General features: G+C 71.0%; 11 protein-coding genes. 6 read left to right on the forward strand and 5 right to left on the reverse strand.

All coding sequences use genetic code 11. The features are described from left to right. Positions 1–78: 78 nt before the first annotated feature. The 4 genes from AS97_RS14255 to AS97_RS14270 all read left to right on the forward strand — a co-directional run bounded on the left by AS97_RS14255 (position 79) and on the right by AS97_RS14270 (position 4540). Positions 79–1059, forward strand: a complete 981-nt coding sequence (locus AS97_RS14255) for a thioredoxin domain-containing protein (RefSeq protein WP_210565014.1) — start codon at positions 79–81, stop codon at positions 1057–1059. A 44-nt stretch (positions 1060–1103) separates the two neighbouring features. After that, complete coding sequence (locus AS97_RS14260; protein ID WP_079059283.1) at positions 1104–1805, forward strand: hypothetical protein; 702 nt, start codon at positions 1104–1106, stop codon at positions 1803–1805. A 64-nt stretch (positions 1806–1869) separates the two neighbouring features. Beyond that, positions 1870–2700 (forward strand): thioredoxin domain-containing protein, encoded by an 831-nt coding sequence (locus AS97_RS14265; protein WP_059143471.1) that lies wholly within the window; start codon positions 1870–1872, stop codon positions 2698–2700. Positions 2701–2896: 196 nt separating this feature from the next. Beyond that, positions 2897–4540 carry an alkaline phosphatase D family protein gene (locus AS97_RS14270; protein WP_210565016.1) on the forward strand — a complete coding sequence of 548 codons (1644 nt, stop codon included), beginning with the start codon at positions 2897–2899 and terminating at the stop codon, positions 4538–4540. Between the two features lie 45 nt (positions 4541–4585). Here the strand turns inward: AS97_RS14270 and AS97_RS14275 are convergent, their stop codons facing one another. Then, a complete protein-coding gene (locus tag AS97_RS14275) occupies positions 4586–5176 on the reverse strand; it encodes a dienelactone hydrolase family protein (protein WP_210565018.1) in 591 nt (196 codons plus the stop codon). Between the two features lie 119 nt (positions 5177–5295). Between AS97_RS14275 and AS97_RS14280 the strand changes: the two genes are divergently transcribed. Further along, a complete protein-coding gene (locus AS97_RS14280) occupies positions 5296–6450 on the forward strand; it encodes a mechanosensitive ion channel domain-containing protein (RefSeq protein WP_125759966.1) in 1155 nt (384 codons plus the stop codon). A 24-nt stretch (positions 6451–6474) separates the two neighbouring features. Here the strand turns inward: AS97_RS14280 and AS97_RS14285 are convergent, their stop codons facing one another. From AS97_RS14285 to AS97_RS14300, 4 genes are all read right to left on the reverse strand, one after another. Continuing rightward, complete coding sequence (locus tag AS97_RS14285) at positions 6475–6939, reverse strand: GNAT family N-acetyltransferase (protein WP_059143468.1); 465 nt, start codon at positions 6937–6939, stop codon at positions 6475–6477. Next, the gene (locus AS97_RS14290; RefSeq protein WP_059143467.1) at positions 6936–7877 is read right to left on the reverse strand and encodes an RluA family pseudouridine synthase; all 942 of its coding nucleotides are present in this window, start codon (positions 7875–7877) and stop codon (positions 6936–6938) included. The genes AS97_RS14285 and AS97_RS14290 overlap by 4 nt, the downstream gene beginning before the upstream one ends. A gap of 67 nt (positions 7878–7944) precedes the next feature. Continuing rightward, positions 7945–8532, reverse strand: a complete 588-nt coding sequence (lspA, locus tag AS97_RS14295) for a signal peptidase II (RefSeq protein ID WP_059143466.1) — start codon at positions 8530–8532, stop codon at positions 7945–7947. Positions 8533–8603: 71 nt separating this feature from the next. Then, the gene (locus AS97_RS14300) at positions 8604–9440 is read right to left on the reverse strand and encodes a TraR/DksA family transcriptional regulator (RefSeq protein WP_086709969.1); all 837 of its coding nucleotides are present in this window, start codon (positions 9438–9440) and stop codon (positions 8604–8606) included. Between the two features lie 598 nt (positions 9441–10038). On the opposite strand from AS97_RS14300, the gene ileS reads away from it, so the two are divergent. Beyond that, positions 10039–13176 carry an isoleucine--tRNA ligase gene (gene ileS, locus AS97_RS14305; RefSeq protein ID WP_210565019.1) on the forward strand — a complete coding sequence of 1046 codons (3138 nt, stop codon included), beginning with the start codon at positions 10039–10041 and terminating at the stop codon, positions 13174–13176. Positions 13177–13211: the final 35 nt, after the last annotated feature.

The following is a 13211-nucleotide window of genomic DNA, read 5'->3' on the forward strand; positions in this document are numbered from 1 at the left end:
GGCTCTGATCGCCACCCCGGCCCCTGATCGTCCCCCGGCCATGGCCGCCGTCTGCTCGCCCCCTTATGGTTACCGGTCATGTGGCCTGGACAGCAGCCGCCGGGGGGCGAGCAAAACCCGCAGCAGAACCCGTATCAGCAGCCGGAGCAGCCGGAGCACCCGCAGCCGGGGCATCCGCCGCCTCCGGCCCAGCCCCCGGGCTTCCCGCCCGCTCCCCCGCCGCCCGGCCCGGGCGGCGGGCCCTGGGGTGGCGCCCCCGCCCCGGCGGACCCGCAGCGCAAGGCCGGGCTCACGGCCGTGGTGGCGGTGACGGTGGCCGCCGCGGTGGTCGCGGGCGTTCTCCTGATCACGGATGACGACAAGGACTCCCGGGCCGGATCCGTGGACGATGTCGTCCAGGGCCCGGCGGGCTCCGGCGGTTCCGAGGACCCGGACGGCTCAGGGGGCTCGCAGAAGCTCATCCTGCCCGCCCACAGCTCCGGTCCCAGCGGCACCACCGTGGTGATCGGCGAGGCCGATGCCGGGCACACCCTCGACGTCTACGAGGACCTGCGCTGCCCGCCGTGCGCCTCCTTCGACCAGGCGGTCGGGCCGACCATCGCCAAGGACATCAAGGCCGGCAAGTACAAGGTTTCGTTCCACTTCGCCGCCATCCTCGACAAGAGCATGGGCGGCAACGGCTCCGCGAACGCCCTGAGCGCCCTCGGGGCGGCGCTGGACGTGAGCACCGACACCTTCCTCGACTACAAGGCCGCCCTGATGTCGCCGAAGAACCACCCCGAGGAGAGCAAGGACTCCTACGCCGACGACGACCAGCTGCTGGCCGTCTCCCAGGAGGTGTACGCGCTCAAGACGAACGCCTCCTTCCGGGAGGCTCTGCGCGAGGGCACCTACGACCCCTGGGCGAAGAAGATGATCGCCGACTTCGACGCCACCGGGGTGAACGGCACCCCGACCGTCAAGCTCGACGGCTCCCAGCTGACCGGAAGCGGCGGCTCCACCCCGCTGACCGCGACGGAGTTCACGGAAGCGGTGAACAAGCAGCTCAAGGGCGGTTAGCCGGGCGCCGGGGCAGATTCTTCACATGGTCCCTACAGCCGTTCATGGCAGAATTCGAAGTCATGGACGGCACCGGACCGCAGCTGAGGGCAGTGCGCGCGGCGCTCTTCACCGCGCTGTGCGTCATGCTGTCCTCGGCTTCGCATGTCCTGCTGTCGGCGGCCCCGCTGCCGCTGGGCACCGTCGCCGCGCTCTCGGTGGCCGTCTTCGCCGTCGCCTACGCCCTCGCGCGGCGGGAGCGGGGCTTCTGGTCCATAGCGGCCCTGCTGATCCCGCTGGAGCTGGCCGCCGACACGATCTTCACCACCGGCCAGCAGGCGTGTTACGGCCAGTCCGGCGGCCCCGTGGCGGGCTCCCTGCGCTCCATGGGGGTCACCGTGCTGTGCGGCGGCGGCGATCTCGGCAGTCCGCTGCCCGGGGTCTCCCAGCACGGCGTCGGCACCCCGCTGGCGGCCGCCGTGAGCTCCGCCACCCCCTGGCTGCTGCTCGCCGCGCATGTCGCGGTGGGTCTGCTCGCCTCGGCCTGGCTGCGGCGCGGCGAGGCCGCCCTGAGCCGTCTGCTGGCCTCCGTGGCCGCCTTCGCCTTCCGGCCGCTGCTGCTGGCCGTCGCGGCCCACGCCGCGACCCTGCGGCCCCGTCGTCGCCCGGCCCCGCGATCCGTACGGCCGGTGCGCCCGGCGCCGGCGCTCCCTCTCCTCGTGCACTCCGTGGTGCGTCGCGGACCGCCCTGCTCGGCCACTGCCTGAGCACAGCGATCCACCCACCCCGTACGCATCACTGACGACGCACACCCACGGAGATCGATCCATCATGAGCAACCGCAACAACCAGCAGAACAAGCAGGCCGCGCGCGAGCGGCTGCGCGCCGAGCGTGAGCGCCAGGCCAAGAGGGACCGGACGCGGCGCCAGCTGTTCGTCGGCGGCGCGGTCGTCGCGGTCCTCGCGATAGCCGGCGGCATCGGCTACGCCGTCACCAACATGGGCTCGTCGGACGACGCCAACCAGAAGTGGCGGGCGGCGGCCGAGAAGAAGACGTTCACGAAGCCCGCCAACACCACCGGCTCCCGGGGCACGACGGTCGTCATCGGCGACAAGAAGGCCAAGAACACCCTGCACGTCTACGAGGACATGCGCTGCCCGGTCTGTGCCCAGTTCGAGAAGTTCACCGGCCCGACCGTGCTCAAGGACATCAAGGACGGCACCTACAAGGCGCAGTTCACCATGGGCACCTTCCTCGACGACAACAAGCAGATGCCCGGCGCCGGCTCGAAGAACGCGCTGAGCGCGCTCGGCGCGGCCCTCAACGTCAGTCCGCAGGCCTTCCTGGACTACAAGGAGGCGCTGTACGCGCCGAAGAACCACCCGCAGGAGACCGATGACGCCTTCGCGAACGACCAGAAGCTGATCGACGTCGCCCAGCAGGTCAAGGAACTGAAGGGCAACACGGCCTTCGAGAAGGCCGTGAAGAACGGCACCTACGACCGGTGGGCGCTGGCCATGTCCAAGTCGTTCAACGACACCAAGGACGTCGACGCCACCCCGACCTTCAAGCTGAACGGGAAGAAGCTGGAGGTGGGCCAGAACCCGCCGATGACCCCGGACCAGTTCACCCCGCTCGTCAAGCAGAACCTCGAGAAGTAGCGTCCGGCCCTTCCCGGCCGAGTCGGCGGGCGTGCCCCAGGGGCGCGCCCGCCGACGGCGTCGCGGCCCGGCGACGACGGCGGCGGTGACCCGGCGGCAGCGGTGGTGACGTCGCGCCCATGTCGGCGGTGACCTGGCGGCGACGGATGGGCGAACATCCCCCAAGCCCCCTGTCCTCGCACGCTACTTGTCAGTAATGTCCTCGGCCGTGACCGACCTCCACATCTCGCGCCGCAGCGCCGTCACGGCCGCGGCGGCTGCCGCCGCCCTGCTGCCCCTCGTCCCCGGACCCGCCGCCCACGCCGGCTCCGGGCCCGCCTTTCTGCACGGCATCGCCTCGGGTGACCCGCTGCCCGACGGGATCCTGCTGTGGACCCGTATCACGCCCGCCCCCGACGCCGTGCCCGGTTCGGGGCTCGGCCCGGTCATCGAGGTGACCTGGGAGGTCGCCGAGGACCGGGACTTCCGCTCGGTCGCCGCCCGCGGCACCGTCAAGGCCGCCGCCAGCACCGACCACACCGTCAAGGCCGATGTGCGCGGGCTGCGCCCCGCCACCGACTACTTCTACCGCTTCGGCGTGGACGGCGGCGTCCGCTCCCCCGTCGGGCGCACCCGCACCACCCCCGCGCACGACGCCGCGGCCGACGGGGTCCGCTTCGGCGTGGTCTCCTGCGCCAACTGGGAGGCGGGCTGGTTCTCCCCGTACCGCCATCTGGCCGCCCGTACCGACCTGGACGCGGTGCTCCATCTCGGCGACTACCTCTACGAGTACAAGAGCGGCGAATACCCGGAGGCGAAGGACGTCGTCCGCCCGCACGCCCCCACCCATGAGATCGTCACGCTCGCCGACTACCGCGTCCGGCACGGGAGCTACAAGACCGACCTCGACGCCCAGGCGCTGCACGCCGCGCTCCCCCTGATCGCGATATGGGACGACCACGAGTTCGCCAACGACGCCTGGTCCGGCGGGGCGGAGAACCACACGCCCGGCGCCGAGGGGGCGTGGGCCCAGCGGGTGGCCGCCGCCAAGCAGGCGTACTTCGAGTGGATGCCGGTGCGCCCCTCCACCCAGGGCACCACCTACCGGCGGCTGCGCTACGGCACCCTCGCCGATCTCCATCTGCTCGATCTGCGCTCGTTCCGCTCCCAGCAGGCGGCCACCGGCAGCGGCGACGTGGACGACCCGGAGCGCACCCTGACCGGCCGCGCCCAGCTCGACTGGCTGAAGTCGGGCCTGACCGCCTCGGACACCACCTGGCGGCTGGTGGGCAACTCGGTGATGATCTCACCGGTCGCCTTCGGGGCCCTCCCCGCCGAGCTGCTGGGCCCGCTCGCCGAGCTGCTGGGGCTGCCCAAGGGCGGCCTGGCCATCAACACCGACCAGTGGGACGGCTATACGCACGACCGGCGCGAGCTGCTCTCCCACCTCACCGACCACGCGATCGGCAACACGGTCTTCCTCACCGGCGACATCCATATGGCGTGGGCCAACGACGTACCGGTGAAGGCCGCCACCTATCCGCTCTCCCGGTCGGCCGCGACCGAGTTCGTGGTCACCTCGGTGACCTCGGACAACCTCGACGATCTGCTCCATGTGGCACCGCAGACGGTGTCCTTGGCCGCGGCCGCCGCGATCCGGGCCGCCAACCGCCATGTGAAGTGGGTGGACATGGACTCGCACGGCTACAGCGTGTTGGATGTCACTCCCCAGCGAGCCCAGATGGACTACTACACCGTCTCCGACAGGACCGATCGCAACGCCACGACCGCCTGGGCGCGGTCGTACCGCACCCAGGCGGGCAGCCAGCGGGTCGAGCGCGCCGACGCACCCGTGCGCTGACGCACCGGCTCACCGACGGTTCACGGGCTCGGACGGTTCACGGGCTCAGAGGTCGGCCAGGAAGCCGAGCGCCACCCGCCAGGTGGCCTCGGCGGCCTCCTTGTCGTAGTCCGGCAGCTCGGGGTCGGTGAAGATGTGGCCGGCCCCGGCGTAGCGGAAGACCTCCACATCGGCGCCGGCCCGCCGCATCCGCAGATACCAGGCATTGAGCCAGTCGTGTGGCTCGAACGGGTCGGGGTCGGCCACATGGAGCTGCACCGGCAGCTCATCGACCGTGGTGTCGTCGCCGATATCCGAAGTGCCGTGCAGCAGAAGCAGTCCGCGCGCCTTGTCGTCGGCCAGCGCCAGGTTCTGCGCCAGGGCGCCGCCGAGCGAGAAACCGGCGTAGACCAGCCCGCGGTCCGAGTGCGGCGCGGCGGCGGTGATGGCCCGTTTCAGCAGCTCGTCGCGGCCGATCCGCTCCTTGATCACCATGCCGTCCTCGACGGTTTCGGCGGTCTGCCCCTCGTACAGGTCCGGCACGACCACCTCATGCCCGGCCGCGCGCAGTCGGTCGGCCGCCTCCTGTACGGCGGGCCGCAGCCCGTATGCGGAGTGGAACAGAACAATCGTCGAGGTATCGGCCACCGCTGTCACTTTCCTTTCCGTGGATCGCCCCCTCCCATCGTGCCAGCCCCGGTCTGAGGACACCGGATCCGGGGAAGGCGGGACAGGACACCCGGAGTCTCCCTGAGGGAAGGATGAGGTAGGTGTCCATGGAGGACGTGCTGCGTCCGCTCGTCGTCATCGGCGGCTCACTGGCCATCACGCTGTTCATCGGCTGGGCCGTCGACTGGCTGCTGCGGAGGGTCGATGCCCGGCACCCCGAGACCCCCTTGTGGGGCCATCTGCGCCGCTGCCGGCTTCCGCTGCAGGTGACCGTGTGCACGGCGCTGCTGAGCGGTTCGTACGACAAGACGCGGGCGAGGGTTGTCCAGGAGCATGAGCCGGCGATCGGCAGGCTGCTCGCGCTGGTGCTGATCGCGGCGACGGCGTGGCTCGTGGTGCGGGTCTCGTCGGCCGTCGTGGAGTCCTCCTACTTCCGCTACGCCTCCAGCGCGCACGACGCCGCGCGGGTGCGCCGAGTGCGCACCCAGGTGACGCTGATCCAGCGGGTGGTGGCCGCGATCGTCGGTGTGGTGGCGGTCTCCGCCATGCTGCTGACCTTCCCGGCGATGCGCACGGTCGGCACCTCCATGCTGGCCTCCGCCGGGATCCTCGGTGTGGTCGCCGGTGTCGCCGCCCAGTCCACGCTGGGGAACCTCTTCGCGGGGCTGCAGATCGCCTTCGGCGACATGGTGCGGATCGGCGACACGGTGGTCGTGGACGGTGAGTGGGGCACGGTCGAGGAGATCACGCTGACCTTCCTGTCCGTACGGACCTGGGACGAGCGCCGGATCACCATGCCGGTGTCGTACTTCACCAACAAGCCGTTCGAGAACTGGTCGCGGGGCGGCACCCAGAAGGTGGCCACCGTCCTCTTCCACCTCGACCACACGGCGCCGATCGAGGAGATGCGGGAGCGGCTGCGCGAGATCGTGCAGAAGTCCCCGGCCTGGGACGGCCGGGACTGGAACCTGGTGGTGACGGACACCACCCCGAGCACCATCGTGGTGCGGGCGCTGATCACGGCGCGGGACCCGGACGACGCCTGGACCGTGCGCTGTGAGGTGCGCGAGAAGATGATCACATGGCTGCGGGACGCCCATCCCCACGCCCTCCCGCGCATCGCCACCGCCCCGGCGGCCCAGCCCCCGCCGGCACGGCTGGAGCGCGAGCGGAGCCATGAACTCCACGACCGCCGCGGCGGTCACGACCGTCTCGCCCGCTTCGAGGACGGGCTCCGTAAGGACACCCCGCGCACACGGTGAGGGCGGCGGGGCGCCGGAGGGCCGCTACAGCGGCCGTCGCATCGCGCGGTGCGGGATGCCGCTGCCCTCGTCGAACTCGGGGCCGAACGCCTCGTAGCCCAACCGCTCGTAGAAGCCGAGCGCATGGGTCTGGGCCTCCAGGTAGACCTCGGCCAGACCGCGCCGGTGGGCCTCCGCCTCGACGGCCCGGACCAGGTCGGCCCCCAGCCCCGTGCCCCGCGCCGCCTTGGCCACCGCGAGGCGGCCGAGAACGGCGGTGGTGGCGCCGTCGACACCGGCGTGGGCGTACTTCTTGTCCGCGGCGGCGCCATGGAGAAAGCGCACGGTGCCCATGGGGCGGCCCTCGTCGTCGGTGGCCAGGAGGTGGACGGCGTGCGCGTCGTACGCGTCCATCTCCTCCTCCTCGGGGATCCGCTGCTCCACCACGAAGACCTCCCGGCGGACCGCGAAGCAGCCGGACAGGTCTCCGTCGGCCACGACCTCGATCACGCGCTCTCGGCCCTCACGATGTCCAGCGCCCCGCGCAGATCGTCCGGGTAGGCGCTCTCGAACTCGACCCACTGGCCGTGCGCGGGGTGCTCGAAGCCGAGCCGCATGGCGTGCAGCCACTGCCGGGTCAGCTTCAGCCGCTTGGCGAGCGTCGGGTCCGCGCCGTAGGTGAGGTCGCCGACGCAGGGGTGGCGGTGGGCCGCCATATGCACCCGGATCTGATGGGTGCGGCCGGTCTCCAGCTTGATATCCAGCAGGCTCGCGGCCCGGAACGCCTCGATGAGGTCGTAGTGGGTGACGCTCGGCTTGCCGTCCGCCGTCACCGCCCACTTGTAGTCGTGCTGCGGATGGCGCCCGATCGGGGCGTCGATGGTGCCGCTCAGCGGGTCCGGGTGACCCTGGACCAGCGCGTGGTAGCGCTTGTCCACGGTGCGCTCGCGGAATGCCTGCTTGAGCACGGAGTACGCGAGCTCGGACTTGGCGACGACCATGAGCCCGGAGGTGCCGACGTCCAGCCGGTGCACGATCCCCTGACGCTCGGCGGCGCCCGAGGTGGAGACGCGGAAACCGGCGGCCGCGAGCCCGCCGATCACGGTGGGTCCGGTCCAGCCGGGGCTGGGATGGGCGGCGACGCCGACCGGCTTGGAGACGACCACGATGTCCTCGTCGTCGTGCACGATCTCCATGCCCTCGACGGGCTCGGCGACGACCCGCACCGGCGGCGCGGCCTGCGGCATCTCGACCTCGAGCCAGGCACCCCCGGAGACCCGGTCGGACTTCCCGGCGACGCTGCCGTCGAGCTGCACCTTTCCGGCGGCGGCCAGCTCGGCCGCCTTGGTCCGGGAGAAGCCGAACATGCGGGCGATCGCGGCGTCGACGCGCTCGCCCTCCAGACCGTCCGGTACGGGCAGGGTGCGGATCTCGGGAATCGTACTCACCCGACGAGTATGCCGGACCGGAAGCACCGGTTCGTACGCCCGTCGGATACCGGCCGCCGGGCGCTGGTCAGTCCGTGTGGACCGTGCCGTCCGGGTCCAGCCCGCGGAAGGACAGGATCACGATCAGGAAGCCGCCGCAGACGATGGCCGAGTCGGCGAGGTTGAAGACCGCGAAGTGGGAGGGGGCGATGAAGTCCACGACCGCCCCCTGGAAGTCCCCGGGCGCCCGGAAGATCCGGTCGGTGAGATTGCCGAAGGCCCCGCCGAGCAGCAGACCGAGCGCGATGGCCCAGGGCAGGCTGTGGAGCTTGCGGGCCAGCCGCGCGATCACCACGATGACGCCGACCGCGATCACCGTGAAGACGATGGTCATGGCCTCGCCGAAGCCGAAGGCCGCCCCCCGGTTGCGGATCACCTCGAACTGCAGCCAGGTGCCGATGACCTCGACCGGAGCATGGTGCTCCAGCTTCGCGACCACGGCCAGCTTGCTGACCAGATCGATCACATAGGCCAGCGCCGCGACCGTGAGGAGCACGCCGACGCGCCGCTTCCCCCTGCCCGCCGCGGCCTCATCGGCTCCGGCAGCGCTGGTCCCGGCACCCTCCTCTGCCTTCCCCGCATCCGGCGTACCGATGGCCTGCTCCGCCTCTGTCACGTGAGTCCCTCAACTCGTCCGGGCCAGTCTCCCCCTGTGAGGGACGAGGGTACGGCACATGCGTACGGGCGTCAGCGCCGCTCCTGGCGCTGCTTGCACTCGACGCACAGCGTGGCCCTGGGGAACGCCTGCATCCGGGCCTTGCCGATCGCATTGCCGCAGTTCTCGCACAGCCCATAGGTGCCGGTGTCCAGCCGATCCAGGGCCCGCTCGGTCTGCAGCAGCATCTCGCGGGCGTTTCCGGCCAGGGCCATCTCGTGCTCGCGGGTGATGTTCTTGGTGCCGGTGTCGGCCTGGTCGTCACCGGCACCGTCGCCGGAGTCGCGCATCAGCCCGGTGATCGCCTGCTCGGAGGCGAGGATCTCGGTGCGCAGCCGGCCGGCCTCGGTCAGCAGCCCGGCGCGCGCCTCGTCCACCTCCTCGGCGGACCAGGGGTCCTCGCCCGGGCGGACCGCGAACTCGCTGGGGTCGACCGGCGCGCCCGCCGCACGGGCCTTGGGCAAGGGGGGTGCCGTCGTCGTGGCCTTCTTGTCGGTCGGCGCACCACCCGGAGTCTTCTTCGCAACCACTTTCCTGGCTCCCGTCTTCTTCGCGGGCACCGCCTTGTCGGCGGGCGCGGCCTTCCTGGCCGTGGTCCTACCGGCCGTGGCCCCGGCCACGGTCTCCCCGGCCACGCCCTCCTCGGTCGGCGCGACCGTCTTGGCGGATGCGTGCTTCCTGGTGGGCGTCTCCGAGTTCTTCCCCGGGGCGCTCTTCTCGGCCGCCTCGGCGGCGGCTTGCGCGGCGGCTCCGGCGGGGGCCGCGGTCTTGTTGTCGACGGCCTTCTTGCCCGAGGCGCTCTTCTTGCCGGGCGCGGCCTTCGTCGCCTTCGCCGTGCTCTTCTGCACGGCGGTCTTTCTCGCCACCATGGCCGCGGCCCCTTCACATATTGTGATCTTGCGCGCGAATCGTTCCGGAACGATAAATCGACTCCGGGCGGGCGGCAACGGGGCACGCCGCCCGATTCGCCCGGCTTATCCGTACGACAACCCGGTCCCCACCTTTGTGCCCCACTCCACGTCCGGTAATCCGCCCGGAATCCGGTACCCACCGGTGACCCAGCGTGACGACCGCGGCCACGACACCCGGGGTATCGCCATTCGGGTCAATCCCCGGAGCCTGCCGTCCCCCACTCGGCGCAGGGCGGTATTCGGTCGGCCCCGGTCCCCTCGGCCCCGTACACTGGGGCGCAGCGAGAGGCGTGGATGGGGACGAGTAGCGTCGTAGGCGGCCCAGAGCGACCCGGGGACGGTGTGAGCCCGGGGGCGAGCGCGATGTGAAGAATCACCCCGGAGCCGCCGGAAGAACGCCCGCACTGGGTCAGTAGAACCGGCATCGCGGTCCCAATGAGGGGGCCGGGAGCCGACCAGCTGCCGGTCAAGGAGGGTGGTACCGCGGGAGCGCACGGCTCTCGTCCCTCCGACGGAAACGGAAGAGCACGTGTCCGCCGGAGGAAGAAGAGCCCCGATGACGCCGCAGTACCGCCAGGTGCCCGCCCAGGTCGACCTGCCCGCCCTCGAGCACGCCGTGCTCGACTTCTGGCGGGAGAACGAGATCTTCTCCCGTAGCCTCGAGCAGTCCGAGGGACGGCCCGAGTGGGTCTTCTACGAGGGCCCCCCGACCGCGAACGGCATGCCGGGCGCCCACCACATCGAGGCCCGCGTCTTCAAGGACGTCTTCCCGCGCTTCCGCACCATGCGGGGCTACCACGTCGACCGTAAGGCGGGCTGGGACTGCCACGGCCTGCCGGTCGAGCTGGCGGTCGAGAAGGAGCTGGGCTTCAACGGCAAGAAGGACATCGAGGCGTACGGCATCGCCGAGTTCAACGCCAAGTGCCGGGAGTCCGTCACCCGGCACACCGACGCCTTCGCCGAGCTCACCACGCGGATGGGCTTCTGGACCGACCTCGACGGCGCCTACTGGACCATGAACCCGGGCTATATCGAGTCGGTGTGGTGGTCCCTGAAGGAGATCTTCAACAAGGGGCTGCTGGTACAGGACCACCGGGTCGCCCCCTGGTGCCCGCGCTGCGGCACCGGGCTGTCCGACCACGAGCTGGCCCAGGGCTATGAGACGGTCGTCGACCCCTCGGTCTTCGTCCGCTTCCCGCTGACCTCGGGCCCGCTGGCGGGCGAGGCGGCACTGCTGGTGTGGACGACCACGCCGTGGACCCTGGTCTCCAACACCGCGGTGGCCGCGCATCCGCAGGTGCGCTATGTGGTCGCTACCAACGGCGAGGAGAAGCTGGTCGTCGCCGAGCCGCTGGTCGGGCAGGCGCTCGGCGAGGGCTGGACCGTCACCGGGGAGTCCTTCACCGGGGCCGAGATGGAGCGCTGGACCTATCGGCGCCCCTTCGAGCTGGTGGAGATCCCCGACGCGCACTACGTCGTCAACGCCGAGTATGTGACCACCGAGGACGGCACCGGTCTGGTCCACCAGTCCCCCGCCTTCGGCGAGGACGACCTGCTGACCTGCCGTGCCTACGGTCTGCCGGTGGTCAACCCGGTCCGCCCCGACGGCACCTTCGAAGAGGGCCTTGACCTGATCGGCGGCCAGTTCTTCAAGAAGGCCGACGAGGCGCTCACGGCGGACTTGAAGGAGCGCGGGCTGCTGTTCCGGCATGTGCCGTACGAGCACAGCTACCCGCACTGCTGGCGCTGCCACACCGCGCTGCTCTACTACGCCCAGCCGTCCTGGTACATCCGCACCACCGCGATCAAGGACGCGCTGCTGCGGGAGAACGAGAAGACCAACTGGTATCCCGAGTCGGTCAAGACCGGTCGCTACGGCGACTGGCTCAATAACAACATCGACTGGGCGCTGTCGCGCAATCGCTACTGGGGCACCCCGCTGCCCATCTGGCGCTGCGCCGAGTCCCATCTCACCTGCGTCGGCTCCCTCGCCGAGCTCTCCGAGCTGACCGGAACCGACCAGAGCGGTCTGGACCCGCACCGGCCGTACATCGACGACATCACCTTCACCTGCACCGCCGACGGCTGCTCGCTGACGGCCGAGCGGGTGCCCGAGGTCATCGACGCCTGGTACGACTCGGGCTCGATGCCGTTCGCGCAGTACGGCTACCCGTACCGGAACAAGGAGCTCTTCGAGAGCCGCTACCCGGCGCAGTTCATCTCCGAGGCCATCGACCAGACCCGCGGCTGGTTCTACACGCTGATGGCGGTCGGCACGCTCGTCTTCGACAAGTCCTCGTACGAGAACGTGGTCTGCCTCGGTCACATCCTGGCCGAGGACGGCCGCAAGATGTCCAAGCACCTGGGCAACATCCTTCAGCCGATCCCGCTGATGGATCAGCACGGCGCCGACGCGGTGCGCTGGTTCATGGCCGCGGGCGGCTCGCCGTGGGCGGCCCGGCGAGTGGGCCACGGCACCATCCAGGAGGTCGTGCGCAAGACGCTGCTCACCTACTGGAACACGGTCGCCTTCCAGGCGCTGTACGCCCGCACCTCGGGCTGGGCGCCGTCCGCGGCGGACCCGGCCCCGGCCGAGCGGCCGCTGCTGGACCGCTGGCTGCTGGGCGAGCTGGGCACGCTCACCGAGCAGGTCACCGAGGCCCTGGAGGCGTACGACACCCAGCGCGCCGGAAAGCTGCTGTCGGCCTTCGTCGACGATCTGTCCAACTGGTACGTGCGCCGCTCCCGCCGCCGCTTCTGGCAGGGCGACGCCGCCGCGCTGCGCACCCTGCACGATGTCATCGAGACGGTCACCCGGCTGATGGCGCCCCTGGTGCCCTTCATCACCGAGCGGGTCTGGCAGGACCTGGTCGTCCCGGTGGTCCCCGAGGCCCCCGCCTCCGTGCACCTGACCACCTGGCCGGAGCCGGACCAGTCGATGATCGACCCGGCCCTCTCGGCCCAGATGGCACTGGTGCGGCGCCTGGTGGAGCTGGGGCGCGCGACCCGCGCGGAGTCCGGTGTGAAGACGCGCCAGCCGCTCTCGCGCGCGCTGGTCGCCGCGGCCGGCTTCGAAACCCTGGGCGCCGAACTGCGCGCCCAGATCGAGGAGGAGCTGAACGTCTCCTCGCTCGCGTCGCTGAGCGAGGTCGGCGGCTCGCTGGTCGACACGACCGCGAAGGCCAACTTCCGCGCCCTGGGCAAGCGATTCGGCAAGGGCACCCAGCCGGTCGCCAAGGCGATCGCGGAGGCGGAGGCGGCCGCGCTGTCGGTCGCGCTGCGCGAGGGGAACGCGTCGGTCGTGGTGGACGGCGAGACGGTGGTCCTCTCCCCCGACGAGGTCATCATCACCGAGACCCCGCGCGAGGGCTGGTCGGTCGCCTCCGACGCGGGCGCCACGGTCGCCCTCGACCTGGAGATCACCCCGGAGCTGCGCCGCGCGGGTCTCGCCCGTGACGCGATCCGGCTGATCCAGGAGGCCCGTAAGAACAGCGGGCTGGACGTCGCCGACCGGATCGCGCTGCGGTGGGAGACGGCGGACGAGGAGCTGCGGCAGGCGCTCACGGATCACGCGGGGCTGATCGCGGATGAGGTCCTCGCGACCGACTTCGCCTCCGGCGCCGGGGAGGAAGGCTACGGTGACCAGTTCACCGACGCCCCGCTGGGCCTCACCTTCCGCCTCCGCAAGGCGTAACCCCGCCCGGGGGTTTGTTCCCCTACCCGCCCCTT

This window comes from Streptomyces sp. AgN23 (assembly GCF_001598115.1).
In the GTDB taxonomy this organism is placed as follows: domain Bacteria; phylum Actinomycetota; class Actinomycetes; order Streptomycetales; family Streptomycetaceae; genus Streptomyces; species Streptomyces antimycoticus.

Bases quoted from the DNA above. Each gene is read 5' to 3' on its own strand.
- AS97_RS14280 (WP_125759966.1), top strand. From the start codon at position 5,296: ATGGAGGACGTGCTGCGTCCGCTCGTCGTCATCGGCGGCTCACTGGCC.
- AS97_RS14265 (WP_059143471.1), top strand. From the start codon at position 1,870: ATGAGCAACCGCAACAACCAGCAGAACAAGCAGGCCGCGCGCGAGCGG.
- AS97_RS14300 (WP_086709969.1), bottom strand. From the start codon at position 9,440: ATGGTGGCGAGAAAGACCGCCGTGCAGAAGAGCACGGCGAAGGCGACG.
- AS97_RS14260 (WP_079059283.1), top strand. From the start codon at position 1,104: ATGGCAGAATTCGAAGTCATGGACGGCACCGGACCGCAGCTGAGGGCA.
- AS97_RS14255 (WP_210565014.1), top strand. From the start codon at position 79: ATGTGGCCTGGACAGCAGCCGCCGGGGGGCGAGCAAAACCCGCAGCAG.
- ileS (WP_210565019.1), top strand. From the start codon at position 10,039: ATGACGCCGCAGTACCGCCAGGTGCCCGCCCAGGTCGACCTGCCCGCC.
- AS97_RS14270 (WP_210565016.1), top strand. From the start codon at position 2,897: ATGTCCTCGGCCGTGACCGACCTCCACATCTCGCGCCGCAGCGCCGTC.